Source organism: Flavobacterium esculini (assembly GCF_048284325.1).
GTDB lineage: Bacteria > Bacteroidota > Bacteroidia > Flavobacteriales > Flavobacteriaceae > Flavobacterium.
The window spans coordinates 54,701-78,157 of the sequence record NZ_JBLVPI010000018.1 but is presented as its reverse complement, the minus strand read 5'-3'; the positions used below and the strand labels follow the sequence as shown (position 1 = coordinate 78,157).

Below are 23,457 nucleotides of genomic sequence, written 5' to 3'. Positions count from 1 at the left end.
TAACACGCCCGATACATTAGTAATACAAACTAAAATAAACAATTATGAAAGCAAAGAAAAAAATCATGGTCGGCTTGCTATGCCTATTGCTTATAAGTACTCCTGCAAGACCGGCAGCAACTGTTGCGGCTTTTCCAATAATTGGATTGATTAAGGAAGCCGTAAAGAAAGTTATATTGGCAATTGACCTTCGGATCCAAAGGCTACAAAACAAAACAATATGGTTGCAGAATGCCCAGAAAAAATTAGAAAATACCCTCTCCAAATTAAAACTGGATGAGATATCGGAATGGACCCAGAAGCAAAAAGACTTGTATAAAAATTACTATGATGAACTGATGAAGGTCAAATCCATTATTACCTATTACCAGCGCATCAGGGATATCACCCAAAAGCAAGTTCGGCTTGTGAAGGATTACGAAAGGGCTTGGAGCCTATTCCAGCAAGACGGTCATTTTAATGCGGACGAATTAGACTATATGCAAAAAGTATACTCAGGTATACTGAATGAAAGTATGAAAAATATTGACCAAATCTTTTTAGTATTGGACTCTTTTACCACGCAGATGAGCGATGCCAAAAGGCTTGAAATCATCAATGCCGCAGCGGACAAGATTGACTCCAACTATAATGACCTTTCGCTGTTCAACAGGCAGAACATACTATTAAGCCTTCAGAGAGCAAAAACGAAAAAAGATGTGAATGCAGTAAAGAAATTTTACGGAATTCCCAATTAAAAACCCTAAAGTCATGAAAAAAATAGTGCTATTGCTACTCTTTGCAGGATTTTTAAATGGAAATAGTTACGCACAGGCAAAGCAAAGAAAAATGTTGATACAGCAGGTTGCTGCCCTTAAGGTGTATATCGGCTATGCTCAAAAAGGATATTCCATCGCTCAAAAAGGACTCAATACAATAGGTGATTTTAAACGAGGTGAATTTAATCTTCATGAGGATTATTTCAATTCACTAAAAAAGATTAATCCAAAAATAAAAAGCTATACCAGAGTGGGTGAGATTATATCACTTGAAGTAAAGATTTTGCAAAATTATAGCCGGACAATAAGACAAGTCCGGCAAAACGATTTATTTCACGGCGACGAAATAGCTTATATAAAAAGAGTATTGGAACGCTTAATTGAAAATTGTGAAAGTACTTTAGAGGAATTGATTGTAATAGTAACAGAGGGAAATCTTGAAATGAAAGATGACGAGCGAATGAAGCGAATTGATGTGCTGTATCAAAATATGCTGGAGAGTTATACTTTTTGCGAGGATTTTAGCAATCAAACCAGACTGATATCCTTATCAAGAGGGAAGGAGGCTACGGATGTTAAAACCAGCCGTGCGTTGCAGGGCTTTAATAACAATTTACCATGAAAAGGCTACTGATTTTAGGAATTATCCTGATGGGAATGGTATTCCCGCATAAAGTTTCTGCGCAATCACAGGAAATGCAGCAGTTGCTGTTGAATGTCGAAAAGCTAGCACAGTTCAAGCAGATTCTGAAAGATATGAAAAAGGGATATGAAATTCTTAATGGAGGCTACAACACTGTTAAAGATTTATCACAAGGAAATTTTAGCCTTCATGAAATATTCCTTGACGCGCTGATGAAGGTAAGTCCTACGGTAAGAAATTACAAGAGAGTTGGCGATATTGTCCATTATCAGATGCTTTTGGTAAAAGAATACAAGACCGCATTTACCCGTTTCAGAAACAGTGGCAATTTCAATGCGGAGGAAATTACTTATCTCGAAAATGTTTATGCTAAACTGTTTAAGCAAAGCCTAAGAAATCTGGATGAGTTGACCTCGGTGATTTCGGCTAATAAACTGCGAATGTCTGATGATGAAAGACTCGCAGCTATTGACAAGGTTTATGCTGATATGCAGGATAAGCTCTTGTTTCTACGAAGCTTTAATAATAATACGTCAGTATTGGCAATCCAAAGAGCAAAGGAACGCAATGATGTAAATGCAATGCGCAGCATCTACAAAGTAAATAACTAAATACGGAACGACATGATAAAGAGGAGCAAGGCTGCATTATTTGCAACCGCGGGGATGGTATTGCCTATTGTGAGCCGAGCACAGGGTTTGGCGAGTGATATGAACAGTTTGCATGTCGTGCTGGATCAATTATACGACGAGATGATGCCTTTATGCAACAACCTATTGGGAGTTGGGCAGGGAATCGCAGGATTTGGCGCTATCTGGTATACCGCCTCCAGAGTTTGGAGGCATATTGCCAGCGCTGAACCAATCGATTTTTATCCGCTTTTTCGTCCCTTTGTGATTGGATTCTGCATTATTAATTTCCCATTGGTACTGGATATGATTAATGGTGTTATGAAACCCACTGTTACGGCAACTGCCTCGATGGTAGAAGGTTCAAATAAAGCTATTGTACTATTGCTTCAACAAAAGGAAGAAGCGATTAAGGAGACAGATCCATGGAAGATGTATGTTGGTACAGATGGAAGCGGCAACCGGGACGAATGGTATAAGTACACGCATGATGATGCCGATCCTTCAAAAGAGGGCATCTTTGAAGGAATAGGAAATGATGTAAAGTTTGCCATGTCCAAGGCTTCCTACAATTTTCGTAATTCAGTTAAGGAATGGATGAGTGAAGTGTTGATGGTTCTTTTTGAAGCGGCCGCACTTTGTATTGATACCCTTCGGACTTTCCAGCTTGTAGTGCTTTCTATTTTGGGACCGTTGGTTTTCGGTATATCAGTTTTCGATGGTTTTCAACATACACTGACGGTGTGGTTGGCACGCTACATCAATATTTACCTATGGCTTCCGGTTGCCAATATTTTTGGCAGTATCATCGGAAAAATACAAGAAAAGATGCTTCAACTTGACATAGCACAGGCCAATGATTATGGGGATACTTTTTTTAGTAAAACCGATATGGCCTATCTGGTGTTCATGATTATTGGAATCGTAGGGTATTTTACTGTTCCCTCAGTCGCTAACTACATAGTACATGCAGGTGGTGGTGGCGCTTTAGGCCAAAAAGTGACTAGTATCTTCAGCAATTCTACCACTTCGGCTGTTAATACGGCATCTGCCGGTGCAGGGATGGTCGTGGATGCTATGGGCAATGCTGCAGGGCGCATGTCTCAAAGTATGTCTGGATCAGGTAGTTCAGCTCCTTATTTCAAAGACAAGGATAGTTATATGGGTGATAAATTAAAAGGCAATTCTTAACGGCTAAAAAAAACACATTATGTTTGGCAAAATGAAAAATATTGACACCGCCTTTCGGCATGTTCGCGGCTTCACAATGTTGGTGGTTGGAGGAACTATCATCATAAGCTGTTTTGCTCTTTACAAGAGTTTCAGTCTGGTATCGCAAATGCAAGATAAGGTCTATATACTGGCTAATGGTAAAGCATTAGAAGCGTATGCTTCGGACAGAAAAGACAATATACCGGTTGAGGCAAGGGATCATGTGATGACTTTTCACAAATTATTCTTTACTCTTGATCCCGATGATAAAGTGATAAGAAGTAATGTTACTAAGGCACTTTACCTCGCCGACGACAGCGCAAAACGAATTTATGATGACTTGAAAGAGAACGGGTATTATTCGGGTATAATTTCAGGAAATATCAGTCAAACCATAAAGGTGGATAGTGTTTCAGTTGACATCAATAAATATCCATACCATTTCCGATGTTATGCCACTCAAAATATTATCAGAACTACCAGTATTGCATACCGCAGCCTGATAACAGAAGGAAATCTTCGGAATGTTTCCCGCAGTGACAATAATCCGCATGGCTTTTTAGTCGAGCGATGGAATACGATCGAGAATCGGGATTTGAGTACTGAAAACCGTAAATAATTAACCCTACTGATATGCTATTTACATTTAAAAGAAACAATAAAAAAGAGCGCGCTAAAACGGATCGTTTAAAAGTAAATCTATTGCAAAAATTTGATGAAGCTAATCTTCGCTTGCAATACAAGTTCGCCAATTGGCTGAAACTTAAAACGGCACATTTATCACGTAAAAGTTGGATTGTGATCCTGATCTGTTTTATAGTATTTACGAGTGGCTGCAGTATTTACGTGATAGTGGACAGTTTTTCGCAGACCACAACCAGCACTATAACCATTTTACCGATTACAAAACCGGCAAATGCTAAAGAACCCGCGGGTAAAATGGTTAAGATTACTGCTTCTGTAAGTAAAATCGAATATGATAGAATCATTCGCTTTCGCAGGTACATGGATAGTTTGGGTCGCAGCCCTACTGGGAAAAAAACACAGGATAGCATCAGGCAATGCCGTCCTGGATTACTGGACAGTATTACAATAGTAGAAAATCAGTATCACTCACAATTTAAAAATTAATATCATGGAACAAAAAATGAAATCATTGAAAATGCTTAGACAGCGCAAGATACTTCTGGTAATGCCGCTATTGGTACTACCATTTGTCACCATTATGTTTTGGGCATTGGGCGGAGGAAAAATGGATGCTGCTAATGCGTCGTTCGTTGAAAAAGAAGGATTTAATATAAAGCTTCCGGATGCGAACCTGAAGGAAGGTACTGCGTTGGATAAAATGAATTACTATGAACAAGCAGCACTTGACTCTACTAAACTAGAGGAACTAATAAAAAAGGATCCAAACTATCTCAGTCCCTCTTTTCAGGAAGATTCAACAGAAATTGCTACTAGTACTTCTAATAATCGAAGCAGTTCTAGAAAAGGAAGTAGTGGCTTAAACTCGGCTATGTATCGTGATCCAAATGAAGAAAAAGTTCATGAAAAGTTGGAAGCACTTCAAAGAGCTATCAATAAGCCAATTACATCTCGAACACAAAGCCCCGATTTTAGTAACTATGCCAAGGGAAGTACTAACGAGGTACATTCAGAGGATGTTAACAAGTTGGAAGAGATGATGCAGTCTATGAATGTTCGGACTGATGTGCAGGATCCTGAATTAAAGCAGCTTAGCGGGATGCTCGAAAGCATACTGGATATTCAGCATCCCGACAGGGTACAGGAAAAACTGAGAAAGGTTTCCGAAGCGCAGCGAGGTCAGGTGTTTGCCATCACTACTAAAACAAAAGAAGATAATATTTCTTCCCTGCAAATTGCCCCAACAAATCATGCTGTATCTGATGGGCAATCGAAAGGTAATGGATTTTATTCCTTAAATGAGCCTACAATTACAGACCATAATCAAAATGCAACAGCAGCAGTTATCCATGAAACGCAGACTATTGTAAATGGTTCGACAGTAAAAATGAGGCTTGCCAATGCTATTTTTATTAATGGGGTTAAGATTCCAAAGGATAATTTCTTGTTTGGAACGGCTTCCTTAAAAGGGGAACGGCTCATTATCAAGATAAATAGCCTGCGCTATGATAACTCCTTATTCCCAGTTGACCTTTCGGTTTACGATATGGACGGACTCAATGGAATTTATATACCAGGAGCCATTAACCGAGATGTAGCTAAAGAATCTGCTGACCGTTCTATGCAGACTCTCGGTGTAACGTCTCTTGATGATTCATGGGGAGCACAAGCAGCAGGAGTAGGAATTGAGGCGGCTAAAAGCTTGCTCAGTAAGAAAGTGAAGCTTATTAAAGTGGTTGTAAAGGCCGGCTATCAGGTACTGCTTCGCGATGAAAAGCAAAAACAAAATGGTTCTAATTAAAACTAAAAATTATTAACTATGAAAAACTTCAATGTATTGGTTATGGCGTATGTATTACTCTTTACCATCGGTTTATCTGCACAGCAAATAAGTAAAAACAGTTTGTCGGAGATTGAGCCAGATTCTTTGGTGATTGGGTATTCAAAAACTACAAATATTGTATTCCCGTATGCCATTAAAAGTGTAGATCGGGGCAGTCAGGATGTACTCGTTCAGAAAGCTAAAGGACTTGTAAATATATTGCAGATTAAGGCCGCACAACGAGGGTTTATTCAAACCAATCTTACGGTGGTTACTGCTGATGGCAAACTGTATTCTTATGTTCTAAATTATGATGAGCAATCACCACAATTGAATCTCTCCATGAATAAGACAAAAGAGGAAGGGCAGGAAATTTACTTTTCATCTGAAAGCAATAACGAGCAGGAGCTACAGCAATATTCCAAGTTAGCTTTCTATAATAAGAAAAATATACGGGGTGAAAAAGAAAACAAGTATGCCATCAAATTTCACTTAAATGGAATTTTTATCCAAAATAATGTGATGTATTACAGAATATTGGTCTCAAACAACTCTAAAATAAATTATGATGTGGATCAGCTCCGTTTTTTTATTAGAGACAATAAAAAAGTAAAAAGAACCGCTTCACAGGAAATCGAAATTACGCCAATCTATATTCTTAATAATGTAGCTACAATTGACGGGGAATCAGAAAATACATTTGTGTTTGCGGTGCCAAAATTTACGATTCCTGAGAAAAAACACTTATCCATACAGCTAATGGAAAAGAATGGTGGAAGACATGTGGAATTGCATGTGAAGAACAAAAAGCTTGTAAAGGTTACTGTTTTGAACCAACTATAGTTATTAATCATTTAAATTAAATAGTCATGAACGAGAAAAATTTTGAATACTTAAAAGACCAGATTAAGTACACCGGTTTCGGTGAAGGACTGGAAAATGAATTGAAAGTCAAAATGCAAAAAGAGGAACCAAATTTCACTTTGAATCATAATGCTCAGTATGGTAACGATACTGCTGCCGCTACATTAAATTTCAAGAAGTCAAAAGAAAGTGATATGTATTTCTTTAATTCCTATAAAGTGGATTTACAAAAAGATAATTCTAAAGAATCATTGGAGCAGACTTTTTATATCAATAAGGGGAGTAATATTACCATGAAGGAAGCCTATAACCTTATGGAGGGAAGAGCAGTGAATAAGGATTTGACCAATAAAGAAGGAGAAGTATACAATGCCTGGGTGCAGATGGATTTTAAACAAGCCGATACTAACGGAAACTTCAAATTAAACCAGTACCATCAGAATTACGGTTACGATCTGGAAGCTGTATTGTCCAAACATCCAATCAAGGAACTGGAAAATGCCAAATTTAAAGAAGATCTGATGGATTCCATGAAAAAAGGAAACTTACAATCGGCCACTTTCTTAAAAGAGGGCAATGAGGTCAAGCACTATATTGAAGCGAATCCTCAATTCAAAACCATTAATGCATATGATGGTGCTATGAAGCGTATTGACAACCGTCAGTCTAAAGAGGAGAAGCAGTCTGAGGGAGAAAGTAAGTCAATGAAACAGGACAGTAAAAGACAAAGCCAGGGTAATGATGACGATGGGCCTGCAGTCCCACAGGAAGCAAAAAAGAGAAAAAAAAAGCAGTCTAATTCAATGTAGATTCTAATGGAAATATTAAAACCCTTATCCGATTTCTTCAAAGCAATAGAAAATGATTACCGAATTAGCATTACGCATATTGGGATTTATGTTGCGCTATTGCAGTTTAGAGCGGATAAGGGTTTTATTAATCCAATACAAGCTTTCAGGTATGAGATTATGGATATTGCCAAGATTTCTTCACCTAAAACGTATTATAAATGTATGCGAGAATTAAACGAGTACGGCTATATTAAGTACGAGCCAACTCGTAAGAGAAATCAGGGGAGTAAAATTTATTTTCTTGATAAAGGAAGTTAATTATATCTATTTATAATTAGTAAAAGCCCGTTATCGGGCTTTTTTTATTTTAAAATCTTGAAATTATGAAAAATGGAAAAGAAAAATGCAAGGATGTCGATGAATTAATTTCTGAAAATTTTGTGCTTATAGAACAGGAAAAGGAGCAAAAAATTGTAAATTTATTCATTGAAATAATAGTGTCAATGACCTTAAAAGAATATTATGAAAAGAGCGATACGATATCTGAGATACAGTCAATTGGGACAGAGTAATGGCTCCATTGAAAGGCAAGAGCTTTATACTGATCAATGGATAAAAACAAATAACATTGAGCTGGTGGATACTTTTATTGATAGGGGTAAGAGTGCTAAAACATTTGACCGTCCTGATTTTATCAAGCTTCAAGAATTTATTTCTATTCATTTTAAAAATGTAGATTATCTTTTAGTGGATCAGTTGGATAGATTCAGTAGAAACGCGGGTGAAGCAATGAGCATGGTAAAAACACTACAAACGAAATATGGAATACAAGTTGTAAGTGTGACCGAGGGAATTACTTTTGATTACGATACTCCAGGAAGTTTCTTTAGAGCTGGTTTGCAATTACTTCTTGCAGAAGAGGACAATATAAATCGAAGTGTTAAAATTAGAGGCGGACTATATACCGCACGAGCTAAAGAAGGGAGATTTGTTCATAATTCACCACCATTTGGATATCGTAAGGAGGGTGAAAGAAAAGAACGTGGTCTGGTAGTGGAAGAGAAAGAAGCAAAAATCGTAAAATTCATCTTTGATATCTATTTAAGAGATACTCCGCTCTATATGATTAAAGAGAAAGCAAGAGAATTAGGTTTTAACAGGAGTGGTAATAGCGCAATTGAAAGAATACTTGTAAACCCTACTTATGCAGGGCTATTACATGTTACGGCTTTTAAAGAACACCCAGGAGGGCTTTTTCCGGGGATACATGAGCCAATAATTGATATTGCAACGTGGCAAATGGTACAGAGTAAAATGAAAAAGCCTGAAAAAGTGAAAACGGTATTAGATGACCGGATTCCTTTAAGAGGAATATTAAAATGCCATTGTGGTAATATTTTAACTGGTGCTCCTTCTCGCGGTAAATCGGGAAAATATTTCTATTATTATAAATGTAGATGTCCCAAACATAATAATATAAGTGCACTTAAAGCGCATACTCAATTATTAGGTGCTTTGAAATTGATGAGCATTTCAGATAAAATGCTAAAGGACATTAAGAATGGCTGTACTTTATCAGTAGAAAAAGAAATTAAAAGTAATCGAGAAAAGTTGATACTTAAAAAAGAAGAATTAGTAGATACAGAAGCAAAGTTATACACACTTGAAGAAAAGTGGATCAGTAACGAGATTTCAAGAGAAACATACGACAGATGGTACGCTACCTATAATTACTCTTCTTTAAATCTAAAAGGAGCGATTCAACGCCTGACTAGTAATGTAGGGGACGTATATAAAATTTTGCAGAAAAATATGGATTTTCTTACCGACATACCTGATGTTTATTCGAGATCAACAACTCTTCAAAAAAGAGAATTTATAAGTATGGTGTTCGACACGAACTTATACTATGAAAAGGGGGTGTATCGAACACCCACAATGCCGAGTATATTTTCTCATAATCAGCTATTAATGAGGGATAAAGGGTATCTTATTTATGAAAAAAAACGGGATGATTTTTCAATCATCCCGTCGAGTGGAGTCGCCGGGAATCGAACCCGGGTCCAAACAAGCAACTAAAAGGCTTTCTACGCGTTTATTTCCTGATTAGATTTTCGATCTTGCGTTTGACCAGAAACAGTCGCGCAAGACTTATCTTCTTAATTTCGAAATCCACCCGAAGCTCATGGAAATCTAGGTTTAAATTTACGATTCACCTTTATCGACCGCTATAAACCAAAGCTTTCGAGGTAAATCCTGCTTTCCTATCTGATAGGAACGAGGCTAATCTTACTATGATTCAGATTATGCAGCAAGAGCGTAGTTTCCTTCGCCGTGTATGTGTTTTGAAACCTTTTATTAACGAGAATTGTCCCAGTTCTCGACGTGCTTACTTTTCAATTCGACTTGCTGTCAAAACCAGTCGACCCCTTCTATTTTGAGTTTGCAAAGATACAATTTAAAACCTGAATTACTATTGTAAAACTTTTAACTCTATAACAAAAATCATTCCTCTTTTTCACCTTTGTCAAGATGAAATGGATAATCGCCAAATAGCATAGCTAATTTTCTGACTTTGTACGTTTTTGTTGTAAACTTATTCGATAAAGCAATTATTGTAACCTTCTCTTTTGGCAAAGTGACATAAGATGACGTATTACCATGCCACCAACCGTTATGAAAATAGAAATTTTGTCCGGTTTCCCAATTGATCATACGAATGCCAAGACCATAATTTTTTTCTCCTTTACGCTCATTGCTGTATCCTATAAAAACCTTTTGAAACAACTTTGAATTTAAAAAAGCAGTAGAGTTTCTTGCTCTGTCAAACTTTAGTAAATCCCTAGGGGTAGAATAAATATTTTTGTCACCGTAAACAGCATCCAAATAATCTTTGCCGATCTCAACACCATTTCCCTTATAAGAAGGAGCTATGCTATCTTTATCTTTTTCATAATCAAAAACAAAAGTGTTTTTCATACCCAGTGGCTTGAAAATAATTTGTTTCATCGCTTCTTTATAGGAAAGTTTAGTTGTTTTTTCAATTATCAATGCCAACATGGCATAGTTAGTATTGCAGTAGCTAAATCTTGTATCAGTTTTAGATTCTAATCCAATATTTTTAGTTGCCATAATGGTTAATATATCTTGATTGGTTAACCTGTTGTGTCTGTCCCAAACAGTTTTATCCCGATCCGTAAAATAAGCATAATTACGCATGCCACTTCTATGGTTTAGCAGTGTTTTTATAGTAACTTCCGGAAAAGGGAATTCTTTTAGAATAGTATTAACCTTTTGGTCTAAATCTATTCTTTTGGCATTTATTAACTTCAGTACGGCAGTTGCAGTTAATACTTTACTCACAGAGGCCAAATGAAGCGGAGTTGTACTTGTTATTAATCTTTTCTCTCTAAAATTTGCGTAGCCTTCATAATTTTCATAAATGATTTGTCCATTTTGAGCTACTAGAAAACTTCCGTTAGCGCTGTGATTGGGCCAAGTTCTATTATAAAAAGACTCAATGGATCTTTTTTTAGAATCGATGTATTCCGCAGTTAGTTTAGGCCTTTCATTCGTTAAAGGTTTCATTTTAGGCAATGTACTCTTTGGGAGTTGAGCGTCACTTAATGCTATTTTCTTTTTCTCTTTGGTACAGGAACTCAAAACTATTATCAGGACGAGTAATTGTAGTATATTTGCTTTTTTTATAAATATCATTTTCATAGTACTAGAACGACAAATATATAGAATCAATCCCTTTTGATTCCTCTTTTTTCCGAAACCTTAACACTATTTTATCAACGTTTTATAATTGCTGTTTTGTATCATTTTGGACATCAGCTTTTAATTGGTTTTAGACTTGTAAATTTATTTTAAAAAGAAAGTCAATTTATTTAAAAATGTTATATTTGTAACAAATAAATATAAATAAGTTATATTAAATCAATATAAAAACGTAGAAAATGAGATTCGGAATCATAAAAGAAAGAAAAAACCCACCAGATAGAAGAGTCGTTTTTTCTCCAAATGAATTAGCGAGAATAAAACAAATGTATCAAGGCGTATCTATAAAAGTAGAAAGCTCCGATATTCGAATTTTTACAGATGAACAATATAAAAATTTAGGAATCGAAGTTACTAATGACATCAGTGATTGTGATGTTTTATTTGGAGTAAAAGAAGTTCCTGTTGAAGACCTAATTCCTAATAAAGTGTATTTCTTTTTTTCTCATACCATAAAAAAACAACCTTACAACAGAAAACTGCTGCAAGCAATTTTAGAAAAAAATATTGTTTTATATGATCATGAAACTATCGTAGATGCTAATAATCGCAGGTTAATTGGTTTTGGAAAATATGCGGGAATTGTTGGTGTTTACAATAGTATTCGTGCTTTTGGAATAAAATTCGAATTGTTCAAATTGCCAAAAGCAGATACACTTTCCGGTAAAGAGGCACTAATCGCTAATTTAAAGCGATTGGTATTGCCACCTTTGAAATTTGTAATTACTGGTGCAGGAAAAGTGGGTAATGGTGCAAAAGAAGTTTTGGATGCAATGAAAGTTAAGGAAGTTTCCGTCGTAAATTACTTGACAAAGAATTATGCACAGCCCGTTTATACTCAAGTTGATGTATTGGAATACAACAAACGTAAAGACGGAAAAATATTAGATTTTACCGATTTTTATGAAAATCCGCAAGATTATGTATCCGATTTTGAACGATTTACTAAAGTCTCAGATATCTATATTACGGGACATTTTCATGCCAATGAAGCTCCGGTAATTCTTACAAGTGAAATGCTACAGTCGAAAGATTGCAAAATAAAAGTTGTTGCGGATATTTCTTGTGATGTCAATGGTCCAATAGCTTGTACGTTAAGATCATCAACAATTGCGGAGCCTTTATATGGGTATTGGCCAAATGAAAATAAAGAAGTAGATGTTTTTCACCCTGCAGCAATTGTAGTTATGGCAGTGGATAATTTACCTTGCGAATTGCCAAAGGATGCCAGTGAAGGTTTTGGTGAAATGTTTATGGAACATGTAATTCCTGCATTTTTCAACGAAGACAAAGACGGGATTTTACAAAGAGCTAAAATTACTGAAAATGGAAAATTGACCCCAAGATTCAGCTATTTACAGGATTATGTTGATGGTAAATAAAGAATATAATTTTTGAAATTAATAAACCGAGTAAAGAGGCATTGCAATGTTTATCTACTCGGTTTTTTTGTGAAATTTTGTAATTGAAACATGATTTATCTCATAAAACGGATGATTATTTCGACTTATCTTTGTTTTTTCAAAATAATAAATAAAAAAGAGAGTTTTATTTTAGAAATATCAAAAGTAAGGAGAACCAATATTTTTGTAAAAGTTTTTCGTAATATTACTATATAAATGAGTTGGAATGAGAAAAATTAAATACAAGAAAGGCAGGAAACTTCAGCCCTATAACCTTGAATATACAGGAGTTCATAAAACTCAAGAGTCCGAGATGCAATTGTTTGTTTTTGACAATTTTGATTTGGTTGAATACGAAGATTTTAAGGTTTCAGACTTAGATAAATATATCAATCCGCAAAAAACCAATTGGTTGAATTTACACGGTTTAAATAATATCGAATTGGTAAAGTCTATTGGAAACTACTTTAAAATCGATAATTTTATGCTTGCTGATATTTTGAATACGACAAGGAGAACTAAATTAGAGGAGTCGTCAGATGTTCTGTTTTTTAATATAAAGTCATTATTGCCAGCCGGAGATACAGATAACATCAGCGTAGAACAAATTAGTTTTCTGATAAAAGATGGAATCTTGATTTCTTTTCAGGAAAAGCGAAGTGATTTTTTTACTCATATTCGGGAACGTATTCGAACACATTCGGGAATTGTAAGAACAAAAAAAGCCGATTACCTTCTGTATATATTGCTTGACTCCGTTATGCAAAATTTCTATATAACCATAGAGAATGAAGAAGATAAAGTGGAAGAACTGATTAATCTTTCTAAAAATAGTGCCGATCCAATAATTTTGGAAAGAATTGAAAAGCATCGCGATAATTTTAATTTTCTCAAACGATCCATTATTCCGCTACGGGATTCTTTGTATGATATAAAAAGTATAAAAGATGACAATGTCTTTAATGCAATGGAAATGGAAAACTTTAGTTTTTTTACACGATTGCATCAAAAGAGTTTAGAGCTCTTAGAACAAATTGAATCTGATATGGGTTCATTGGAAAGTGCTTCTAATTTCTTTTTTTCGGCACAAACGCATAAGATGAATGAGATAATGAAAACGCTGACCATAGTTTCAGCTATATTTATTCCACTAACATTTATAGTAGGTGTTTACGGAATGAATTTTGAAAATATGCCGGAACTTAAACGTCAATATGGCTATCATAGCGTTATGGGAGCTATGTTTTTAATAGTAATTGGAATGATTATTTATTTTAGAAAGCGTCGTTGGTTTTAAAAATAAAAGCGAGTCTTCTCCAGCGGATAACAAAAAGTACATTCAATTGATATTGGATTAAATATAAAGACAAAAAGATGAATAAAGCCATATACATTGCAACAAGCGAACAAAATAGTGGTAAGTCTATTATAACTTTAGGGTTAATGAGCATGCTTATTGGCAAGACTGCCAAAGTAGGTTATTTTAGACCAATTGTCGAAGATTTTGAAGAAGGTGGATTTGACAATCACATTGAAACGGTGATTGGTCATTTTGGATTAGATATTCAATTCGAAGATGCTTTTGCCATTACAAAAAGTAAATTAATCAAAAAGAAGAATAAAGGAAAAATTGGGGAGGTTCTCGATTTAATTATTGAAAAATATAAGAAATTAGAAGAACGTTTCGATTTTGTTTTGGTTGAAGGAACCAGTTTTACGGGAGAAGGAACTGTTATAGAATTGGATATGAATGTTTTGATTGCCAAAAATCTAGGGATTCCAACCATTATTGTGGGCTCTGGTGTAGGGAAAACATTAGAAGAATTGATTGATAGCCTTTATCTTGCGTACGATTCATTCAAAGTAAAAGATGTGGAAGTTTTGGCTGTAATCGCCAATAAAGTGCAACCAGAAAATATTGAATTAGTAACTACTGGTTTGAAAAAAAGTCTACCAGAAAGTATATTGGTGAATTCAATTCCTTTAATTTCTAATTTGAATAATCCCACAATTCAGGAAATTGTAAATAAATTAGATGCTAAAGTTTTATTTGGCGCCGCTTATTTAAACAATCAAACGGGGAATTTTAGTGTGGGAGCGATGCAGCTTTGTAATTATTTATTGCATTTGAAAGAAAATAGTCTGGTGATAACTCCAGGAGATAGAGCTGATATTATTCTTGGTGCGCTTCAGGCGAATGAATCCGTTAATTATCCAACAATTTCAGGAATACTGCTTACGGGAAATATATTGCCTGAACAGAGTATTCTAAAATTAATTGAAGGACTTTCTCCAGTTGTTCCCATTTTTGCAGTAGAGGAAGGGACGTATTACATTACCAATAAAATAGGTTCCATTAAATCTAAAATTTATGCCAACAACAAACAAAAGATTGAAACTTCGATACATACTTTCGAAAAATACGTTGACTTAGATAATTTGGCTGAAAAGCTGATTACTTTTGAAGCGGAAGGAATGACGCCAAAAATGTTTCAATATAATTTGGTAAAAAGAGCCAGAAAACATAGAAAACACATTGTTTTACCCGAAGGAAATGATGAAAGAATTATTATTGCAGCTTCACGCTTATTAGCGATGGATGTGGTTGATATTTCAATTATTGGAAACAAAAAACAAATAGAAAGCAAAGTTTCGGAATTGGGGTTAGATTTTGATTTTTCTAAAATTAAAATTATTAATCCAATAGAATCCGAAAATTATGAGGACTATGTAAATACCTATTATGAGCTGCGAAAGGCAAAAAACGTAACACTGGGTATGGCTAAAGATTTAATGGAAGATGTTTCTTATTTTGGAACTATGATGGTGTATAAAGGTCATGCTGACGGAATGGTTTCCGGCGCAGCACACACTACCCAACAGACTATTTTACCGGCTTTGCAATTCATTAAAACAAAACCAAACTCATCGGTGGTTTCCTCAATATTTTTCATGTGTCTGGAAGATAGGGTTTCTGTTTTTGGGGATTGTGCCATCAATCCAAATCCTACCGCAGAGCAACTGGCAGAAATAGCCATTTCATCCGCTGATTCCAGTTTAGCTTTTGGAATTGAACCAAAAATTGCGATGCTTTCCTATTCGTCCGGTTCTTCTGGAAAAGGGGATGAAGTAGATAAAGTGAGAACAGCCACAGAAATTGTGAGAAAGAAACGTCCCGACTTAAAAATTGAAGGGCCCATTCAATATGACGCAGCAGTTGATATGGCTGTCGGGAAAAGCAAAATGCCAAATTCGGAAGTGGCAGGACAAGCCAGCGTTTTGATTTTTCCGGATTTAAATACAGGGAATAATACGTATAAAGCGGTGCAAAGGGAAACTGGCGCATTGGCAATTGGTCCCATGTTGCAAGGGTTGAACAAGCCTGTAAATGACTTAAGCCGTGGTTGCACGGTAGATGATATTATAAATACAGTCGTGATTACAGCTATTCAAGCACAAGGATTATAAAAAATTTAAAGGGTTAATCGTTTAATTGGTTAACGGTTTAAAAATTTGAAAAAATTTAAAAAAACAGAAAAAATATATACAACTTATATCTACCTAGTCTCCCTCTCCTTTACAGAGGGTCGTGGAGAGGAAAAATAATAAATAATGAAAATAGTAATTATAAACTCGGGAAGTTCATCCATAAAATACCAATTAATTATTATGCCAGCTAATGAAGTCATTTGTTCGGGGATGATTGACAGAATAGGATTGGAAACTTCAAATCTCACCTATATAACCGATAACACTAAATTAGAAGAAACGTTGCCAATTGCGAACCATAAAATTGGTTTGGAAAAAATTGCCAAATTACTGATGGATGAAAAAGTGGGGGTAATTAAAAGTACGGATGAGATTGAAGCTGTCGGGCATCGCGTGGTACATGGCGGAAGTGCTTTTTCGAATACTGTAATTATTACCAGCGAAGTAAAAGATAAAATCAGGCAGCTTTTTGATCTAGCTCCTTTACACAATCCAGCGAATTTAGAAGGGATAAATGTGGCTGAGGAAATTTTCAATTCGGCAAAACAAGTGGCTGTTTTTGATACTGCTTTTCATCAAACGATTCCCGTGGTGGCGCACAAATATGCGTTGCCAAATTACCTTTTGACACAAAATAAAATACGCGTATACGGTTTTCATGGAACGAGTCATAAATACGTTTCGGAAAATGCGATTCATTATTTGAAAGAAAATTCTATAAATAAAGGCTCGAAAATGATTACGATACATTTAGGAAATGGATGTAGTATGACCGCTATAAAAGATGGGAAAAGTATTGATCATACATTAGGTTTTGGTCCAATGAATGGTTTGATTATGGGAACCCGAAGCGGTGATGTGGATCAATCCGTAATTTTTTATCTGGTTAATTCGTTAGGGTATTCGCTTGAAGCGGTGAATACGATGTTGCAGAAACAAAGCGGAATGTTGGGACTTACCGGCTATAGCGATTTGAGAGATATTGAAGCGAATGCGGAGAAAGGAAATGTTGATTGCCAGTTGGCATTAGCTATGAATGCCTATCGGATTAAAAAATATATTGGTTCGTATACAGCAGTTTTAAACGGACTCGATGCAATTGTTTTTACAGCAGGAATCGGAGAGAATTCCTCTTATATTCGAAAATTAGTTTGTACGGATATGGGCTATTTCGGAATTGAATTAGAGGATTCTAAAAATGAAATCCGTTCGAAGGAAATCCGAGAAATTAATACACCTGATTCCAAAACTAAAATATTGGTTATTCCAACCAATGAAGAAATTGAAATTGCAAATCAGGTATTTGAATTACTGACCAATTAAAAAACGTCCTTTTCTAAAAAAGCTTCTCAATAGGGAAGCTTTTTTTATACTTTTTATTTAAGAAATCTCTTTATATTTGGACATAAAACGCCACATTTTGAAAGCAAGAATTTCATTCATAATCCTATTGTATTTTTTTTCCTTCCACCTTTATTCTCAAGAGTTACTTCCTTTTGTAGAAAACTACAACAAGTCTAATTATCAGGGAGATAACCAGATTTGGAATGTAGCACAAGGAAATGATGATGCCATGTATTTTGCCAATAATTATTATTTGGTACGATATGATGGCGTAAAATGGGAAAAATACACGTTGCCTAACAAGACAATCATTCGTTCCATAATGGTCGACAGCGACAAGATTTATTCTGGTTCTTATAAAGAATTTGGGTATTGGTTTCGAAAAGAAGGAAAGATGCACTATGTTTCGATTTCCAAAGGCAATAAGGTTTTTGATGAAAATAACAATGAAGAAATCTGGAAGATATTTAAGTTCAATAACAACATCTATTTTCAGTCCTTTAATGGGGTTTTTGTATTTGATGGAAAAGTCATAAAAGAAATAAAGTTTCCTTTTCTTATTTCCTATTGTTTTATTGTAGACAATGAACTGTTGATTGCTTCAGTCGAGAAAGGAATTTATAAAATGAATAATGGCCATATAGAAAAAGTAAAGGGATGGGATGTTTTAGAAAACAATGTTATTCATGCCATTCAAAAATACCAAGACAAAACGTATTTTTTTACTAAAAAGAATGGAGTTTATGTTCTGGAAAATGGTGTTTTGGCTCCTTGGAAAAATCCATTAAATGATATTTTAAAAGCCGCAAACATCAATGTTGCCCAGTTTATAAAAAGCAATAAACTCGTAGTAGGAACAGCAAATAAAGGGGTTTATGTTTTAGATTTAAATGATGGTTCTTATAAAAACATCAATAGAAATAACGTCTTGATGAACAATTCTATTCTAAGTATCGGTCAGGACAAAGAGAATGATTTATGGTTGGGATTGGATAATGGGATTGCTCATATTGAAGTTAATTCTCCTATTTCTATATTTTATGACAGCTCAGGAATTTTAGGTTCTGTTTATTCTGTTGCGAGTACTCCAAAAGGCTATTTAATGGCTTCTAATCATGGTATTTTTAAATATGAGGATAAGCAATTTTCATTGATTCCAAATACACAAGGGCAAGCCTGGAATATCAGTAAAATAAATAATAAATACCTTATAGGTCACAACGAAGGAACTTTTATCTATGATAACGGATTGTTCTATAAATTAAGTACTATTAACGGCGGTTGGAATTTGGCAAAAAGCGGCATTAATAATTCTTATTTGCAAGCAACATACAGCGGTGTAATTATTTATAATGATGGTAATGACTTGAAGCAAAACATTGTTATAAAAAAAATTCTGAAACCCATAAAATATGTTGCCCAAAATAGGAGAAATGAGATTTGGGCGGCTGATAATAACAGAGGTTTGTATCGAATTCTTTATAATGATACATATGAAACTATAAGTGTTGATAATGTTACGCAACGCAGTAAAATAAGTAATGATTTTGGCGTGAAAATATTTGAGTTCAGAAATGAAATCCTTTTTTTAATAAATAGATCTTGGTATACCTATAATTCAATCACCAATCAGTTAGAAGGAAATGAATTGTTTAACGCCAATTTCAAAAACGTTTCAGATATTGTTGCTATTGATGAAAATAACTTCATAGTACTTCAAGAAGGACTTTTGTATCATGTTTATGCTAATGATAATAAATTCATTAAGAACAGTATTCAAGAGAAATATTATAAAGGAAAAATAATCAATGATAACTTGAAAGTGTTTAAGAATAATGATAGCTATCTTTTGAATCTGGATGATGGTTTTATTTCACTTCAATTAAAATATAAAAACAAGCAAACAAGCAATATAAAGATTGAAGCTTTCAATGATGGTGTTTTAGTTGAAAATACATCAAAAATTAAGCATAATTCAGAACTTAGAATACATGTAATATCCGGAATTTATGGAGCGACAAAACCGGACTTATTTTATAAAATAGATGGTAAAAAAGAATTCATTCCTATAAATGAAGGATTGATTATTTTGAATAACCTTATTAGTGGTTCTCACGATGTGACTATTTATAGTAACGATGGTTTGCATTATAATAAAGTTTCGAGTTTTCAATTCATAGTGGCAAAGGCATGGTATTTCTCTTTGTGGATGATTTTGGTGTACCTGATTGTTATCGGTCTAATACTATATCTTTATTATAAATGGAATAAGATGAAATATATTCAGAAACTGAAATTGCAGGAAGAAGAGTTAAAGCATCAAAAGAAAATCCTGGAAATGGAATTAAAAGCCGAAAACGAGTTGAATGTTCAAGAATATGAAAAACACATTCTTGAATTGGAATTGCAATCTAAATCATCAGAAGTTGCTGGTAAATCACTTTCTATTGCCAAGCAAAGTGAAATGATAGAGAATATTCAAGGAATTTTAGATTCCGAAAGCGATTTCAACAAACTAAAAAGCGAGATAAAAAAAGCCATAAAAATCAATGCGGTCAACAAGCATGAATGGGAAACATTTGAAACAAATTTGAATCAAATCCATAATGAGTTTATAATTAGCCTTTCTAAAAAATTTCCAATCCTTACTTCAAAGGATATTAAGCTTTGCATTTACCTAAAAATGAATCTTTCCTCCAAAGAAATTGCACCAATGATGAATATTTCTTTTAGAGGTGTTGAATTGCATCGCTATCGATTAAGAAAGAAATTAAATCTTACTCAAGAAGAAAACCTTTCTAAATTTTTATTAACGATATAAAACAAGGTGTATTTTTATAGATACTATATTATTTAAACTATTTTTTTACGAAATTACAATACATCATTACTACATCATACCGATGTAGTACAGTACCTCGTTACCTTTCTTAGGTGCTTTAAAACATAGAATTTTTATCATTTTTAAATATTTTGATGTATTCATGTAGTAACTCCATTATGGTTACTATAACGTTGTAATTATCTAATTTGGTCCCACTAACTTTAACAAATTATTAATATATGAGAAATTTTATTTTTAGCTTTTTAGCACTCATTCTACTTCCGGCGTACATGTCTGGTCAAGTAATTAAGGGAAAAGTATTGGATAAGAGTGGAATTGGAATTCCTGGAGCAATGATTTTTGCTGTTGATTCTAAGACTTCGGCTGATACTGATTTTGACGGTAATTTTAATATCAATGCCAAAGTTGGTGAGGTATTAAAAATAAGTATGGTCGGTTTTGATGCCATATCAGTGAATGCAACGTCAGGTGCTATGGACATCACTTTGAAAGAAGCCAAAGATACTGAACTAAAAGAAGTAGTTGTCATAGGATATGGAACCAGAAAAAAGATTGATAATACTACCGCTATTACGTCATTAAAAGCAGAGGAAATATCTAAAACTAAAGTTTTGAATGCTTCACAAGCCATACAAGGTAAAGCTGCCGGTGTTCAGGTAATTTCTTCAGACCTGCCGGGAAGTACGCCATCAGTAGTTATTAGAGGTTTAGGAACTGCATTAGGAGGAAGAACTCCTTTATTTATTGTGGATGGGATGCCTACAGAGAACATTAACAACATCAATACTAATGATATTACATCATATGAGATATTGAAAGATGCTTCTTCATTAGCAATTTATGGAACAAGAGCTGCAAATGGGGTTATCATTATTACTACCAAAAAAGGTAAAGGAGACAAGGTTTCTGTAGAATTTGAAAGCTTTGCAGGTTTTAGAGAGCCTTTGAAAAAAGTAAAAATGGCGGGAAGTAATAAATATTCCCACTATTCGAATGCAGCCTTACAAACGACTACTTTTTCACAAGATCAACCGGTTAATACGGATTGGTTTGATGCTATTACAAGAAAAGGAGCGTATACTCAAAATAACGTTTCGGTTTCTGGGGCAACGGAGAATATAAAATATTTCTTTAGTATTGGAAATTATCAGGAGAAAGCAATTCTTAATGGTTTAGATTACAGTCGTACTACTTTTAGAAATAATAACGAATACAAAATTTCTAAAAAACTGACTTTAAATCAAAACTTCAGTTTTGGTTCAACAAATTCTACTCCAAAACCATTGAGTGCCTTTACAAATGCGTACAAGCAATCTCCAATAGTTCCTGTTCGTTTTTCTAATGGACAATATGGAGTGTCATATGTTGGGAACGATGGTTTTGCAGGAACAGCAGGTTCTTCCTTTAATAATGTTGGTAATCCTGTTGCTCAATTAGACTATTTTGATGAACAACAACGCAGTATAACATTGCAAGGTGGTTTAAAATTAGATTATGAAATTGTAAAATCGTTAAAATTCACTTCACAGTTTAACGGAGAATATTATACTTGGAAAAATTACAATTTTGAAGATACAAAGGCTATTTGGCAAACTAATAATAATCCAGGTCAGCTAGCTACAATTATGTATCCTGCAGATAAGAATATTAACTTATTGACAAAAGGCAGAAATCAGTATTTCAATTGGAATCTATCCAATTACCTGACTTATAATAAGGTTTTTGCAGATATCCATGATATTGAAGTAACCGGAGGTATTGAAACTTCTATCAAAGGAGCAAGAGAACAATTGACCGTTGCCAGAAAAAATGTAAATGCAAATGCTAATTATTGGTCTTTAAAAGACGTTGATTATGTAGGAACGGTTACTAGTTATAAAGATGAAGTTTTCAATGAAAATAAAATAGCGTCTTATTTCGGTCGTTTCCAATATAAATTAATGGACAGGTACTTGTTTACAGGTACAATTAGACGTGATGGTTCATCAAATTTCGGTAAAGACTATCGTTGGGGAACTTTTCCTGCCTTTGGTTTAGGTTGGGTTGTTACCAAAGAAGATTTTATGGCTAATGTAAAGGGAATCAATTTATTAAAATTAAGAGGAGGTTGGGGTAAATTAGGAAACCAAAATGTTCCACTTAATAATCAAGCGTATAGTTCTGGTCTTAGTTATTATTTAGGAGGTTCTATACTGAATGAAGGTACGACTATCAATTCTCAAGTTGATCCAAGTTTATCATGGGAAATTACCGAGGAAACTTCTGGTGGTATCGATTTTGAATTGTTGAACAACAGATTGAAAGGTTCATTTGACGTGTATGATAAAACAACAACCAATGTTATTTTGAATACAAAACCTTATATGACTTCAGGTATAAGTAATTCTTCACCAGCACATGTTGGGGAGGTATCTAATAAAGGATATGAAATTTCTTTGCGTTGGGATGATAAACTAACTGACAATTTGAGTTACTGGGTTGGAGGTAATTTTTCTAATAACAAAAATGAATTGACAGGTTTGAAAGATGCTACGCTTGCGCCAATTACTGGTGGAGATTTAGCAAATGGGCAATGGACAAAACTATTAGATAATACTTCAGTAGGAAGACCATTAGGCAGTTTTTATATATATGAATATGCTGGTTTTGATGCTGCAAATGGTAAGATGTTATATTATACTGCAACAGGTGCCAAAGTGACTCAAGATGCTTTGGATGCTAATAAAGACAAAAAATATGTTGGTTCAATTTTACCTAATTCTACGTATGGTGTAACTTTAGGATTGAACTATAAAAACTTTGATTTCTCAGTGGACGGATACGGTACTTCTGGTGCTAAAGTATACAATGGTAAAAAAGCACAACGCTTTAGCGGAGAAAATGTGGAAGAATCATTGGCTACCAATTTCTGGACTGCAAATAATACTACGGCAGCAAATCCTGGACCTTTTAATTTAGTTCCTGTAGCTTCTACTTATTATTTAGAATCAGGCGATTTCTTTAGAATTAACAATATTTCGCTTGGATACAAAATTCCATTAAAAGGAGAATTTTTGAATTCTTGCAGAGTATATGTGAATGCAATAAATCCATTTATTACTCAAAAATTCTCAGGTTTTTCTCCTGAATTAAATGGTAATGGCGATCCTTATGGAACACAAGGTATTGAGTTGGATGCATACCCAACATTAAGATCATTCGTTATCGGTGCTAATTTAAAATTTTAATA

General features: G+C 34.4%; 19 protein-coding genes and 1 other RNA gene. 18 read left to right on the top strand and 2 right to left on the bottom strand.

Translation table 11 applies throughout. The annotated features are described in order from the left end of the window. Positions 1–44 precede the first annotated feature (44 nt). From ACNQGG_RS14930 to ACNQGG_RS14875, 12 genes are all read left to right on the top strand, one after another. Positions 45–737 carry a conjugal transfer protein TraI gene (locus ACNQGG_RS14930; RefSeq protein WP_417965268.1) on the top strand — a complete coding sequence of 231 codons (693 nt, stop codon included), beginning with the start codon at positions 45–47 and terminating at the stop codon, positions 735–737. 13 nt (positions 738–750) lie between these two features. Next, entirely contained in the window at positions 751–1,380 is a 630-nt protein-coding gene (locus ACNQGG_RS14925; protein ID WP_417965266.1) for a hypothetical protein, read from the top strand. Beyond that, complete coding sequence (locus ACNQGG_RS14920; protein WP_417965264.1) at positions 1,377–2,012, top strand: TerB family tellurite resistance protein; 636 nt, start codon at positions 1,377–1,379, stop codon at positions 2,010–2,012. Before ACNQGG_RS14925 ends, ACNQGG_RS14920 begins: the two co-directional genes overlap by 4 nt. Positions 2,013–2,024: 12 nt before the next feature. Then, positions 2,025–3,221, top strand: a complete 1,197-nt coding sequence (gene traJ / locus ACNQGG_RS14915) for a conjugative transposon protein TraJ (protein WP_417965262.1) — start codon at positions 2,025–2,027, stop codon at positions 3,219–3,221. 19 nt (positions 3,222–3,240) lie between these two features. Next, positions 3,241–3,861: a conjugative transposon protein TraK gene (gene traK / locus ACNQGG_RS14910; RefSeq protein WP_417965260.1), complete on the top strand. Its 621-nt coding sequence runs from the start codon at positions 3,241–3,243 to the stop codon at positions 3,859–3,861. Positions 3,862–3,875: 14 nt separating this feature from the next. Next, positions 3,876–4,373, top strand: coding sequence for a hypothetical protein (locus tag ACNQGG_RS14905; protein WP_417965259.1), 498 nt, complete (start codon positions 3,876–3,878; stop codon positions 4,371–4,373). A 4-nt stretch (positions 4,374–4,377) separates the two neighbouring features. Next, on the top strand, positions 4,378–5,688 hold the full coding sequence (gene traM, locus ACNQGG_RS14900; protein ID WP_417965257.1) for a conjugative transposon protein TraM: 1,311 nt from the start codon (positions 4,378–4,380) through the stop codon (positions 5,686–5,688). A gap of 18 nt (positions 5,689–5,706) precedes the next feature. Beyond that, positions 5,707–6,552: a conjugative transposon protein TraN gene (gene traN, locus ACNQGG_RS14895; RefSeq protein ID WP_417965255.1), complete on the top strand. Its 846-nt coding sequence runs from the start codon at positions 5,707–5,709 to the stop codon at positions 6,550–6,552. A 26-nt stretch (positions 6,553–6,578) separates the two neighbouring features. Then, positions 6,579–7,382 (top strand): hypothetical protein, encoded by an 804-nt coding sequence (locus ACNQGG_RS14890; protein WP_417965253.1) that lies wholly within the window; start codon positions 6,579–6,581, stop codon positions 7,380–7,382. Between the two features lie 6 nt (positions 7,383–7,388). Continuing rightward, a complete protein-coding gene (locus tag ACNQGG_RS14885; protein ID WP_417965252.1) occupies positions 7,389–7,682 on the top strand; it encodes a hypothetical protein in 294 nt (97 codons plus the stop codon). A 65-nt stretch (positions 7,683–7,747) separates the two neighbouring features. Then, positions 7,748–7,936: a hypothetical protein gene (locus ACNQGG_RS14880; protein ID WP_417965250.1), complete on the top strand. Its 189-nt coding sequence runs from the start codon at positions 7,748–7,750 to the stop codon at positions 7,934–7,936. Further along, positions 7,887–9,443, top strand: a complete 1,557-nt coding sequence (locus ACNQGG_RS14875; RefSeq protein ID WP_417965248.1) for a recombinase family protein — start codon at positions 7,887–7,889, stop codon at positions 9,441–9,443. The genes ACNQGG_RS14880 and ACNQGG_RS14875 overlap by 50 nt, the downstream gene beginning before the upstream one ends. Here the strand turns inward: ACNQGG_RS14875 and ssrA are convergent. Continuing rightward, positions 9,398–9,794: a transfer-messenger RNA gene (gene ssrA, locus ACNQGG_RS14870) on the bottom strand. The two genes, ACNQGG_RS14875 and ssrA, sit on opposite strands and share 46 nt — an antisense overlap. Before the next feature lie 75 nt (positions 9,795–9,869). Further along, on the bottom strand, positions 9,870–11,087 hold the full coding sequence (locus tag ACNQGG_RS14865; RefSeq protein WP_417965246.1) for a serine hydrolase domain-containing protein: 1,218 nt from the start codon (positions 11,085–11,087) through the stop codon (positions 9,870–9,872). Positions 11,088–11,326: 239 nt separating this feature from the next. Here ACNQGG_RS14865 and ACNQGG_RS14860 point away from each other — a divergent pair, with 239 nt between their 5' ends. The 6 genes from ACNQGG_RS14860 to ACNQGG_RS14835 all read left to right on the top strand — a co-directional run bounded on the left by ACNQGG_RS14860 (position 11,327) and on the right by ACNQGG_RS14835 (position 23,455). Further along, positions 11,327–12,529 carry an NAD(P)-dependent oxidoreductase gene (locus tag ACNQGG_RS14860; RefSeq protein ID WP_417965244.1) on the top strand — a complete coding sequence of 401 codons (1,203 nt, stop codon included), beginning with the start codon at positions 11,327–11,329 and terminating at the stop codon, positions 12,527–12,529. A gap of 247 nt (positions 12,530–12,776) precedes the next feature. Beyond that, positions 12,777–13,847 (top strand): magnesium/cobalt transporter CorA, encoded by a 1,071-nt coding sequence (gene corA, locus ACNQGG_RS14855; RefSeq protein WP_417965242.1) that lies wholly within the window; start codon positions 12,777–12,779, stop codon positions 13,845–13,847. Between the two features lie 77 nt (positions 13,848–13,924). Further along, positions 13,925–16,018 (top strand): phosphate acetyltransferase, encoded by a 2,094-nt coding sequence (gene pta, locus ACNQGG_RS14850; protein ID WP_417965240.1) that lies wholly within the window; start codon positions 13,925–13,927, stop codon positions 16,016–16,018. Positions 16,019–16,162: 144 nt separating this feature from the next. Further along, the gene (locus tag ACNQGG_RS14845) at positions 16,163–17,362 is read left to right on the top strand and encodes an acetate/propionate family kinase (RefSeq protein ID WP_417965238.1); all 1,200 of its coding nucleotides are present in this window, start codon (positions 16,163–16,165) and stop codon (positions 17,360–17,362) included. A 97-nt stretch (positions 17,363–17,459) separates the two neighbouring features. After that, the gene (locus ACNQGG_RS14840; RefSeq protein WP_417965236.1) at positions 17,460–20,204 is read left to right on the top strand and encodes a helix-turn-helix and ligand-binding sensor domain-containing protein; all 2,745 of its coding nucleotides are present in this window, start codon (positions 17,460–17,462) and stop codon (positions 20,202–20,204) included. 242 nt (positions 20,205–20,446) lie between these two features. Further along, a complete protein-coding gene (locus ACNQGG_RS14835; protein WP_417965234.1) occupies positions 20,447–23,455 on the top strand; it encodes a SusC/RagA family TonB-linked outer membrane protein in 3,009 nt (1,002 codons plus the stop codon). Positions 23,456–23,457: the final 2 nt, after the last annotated feature.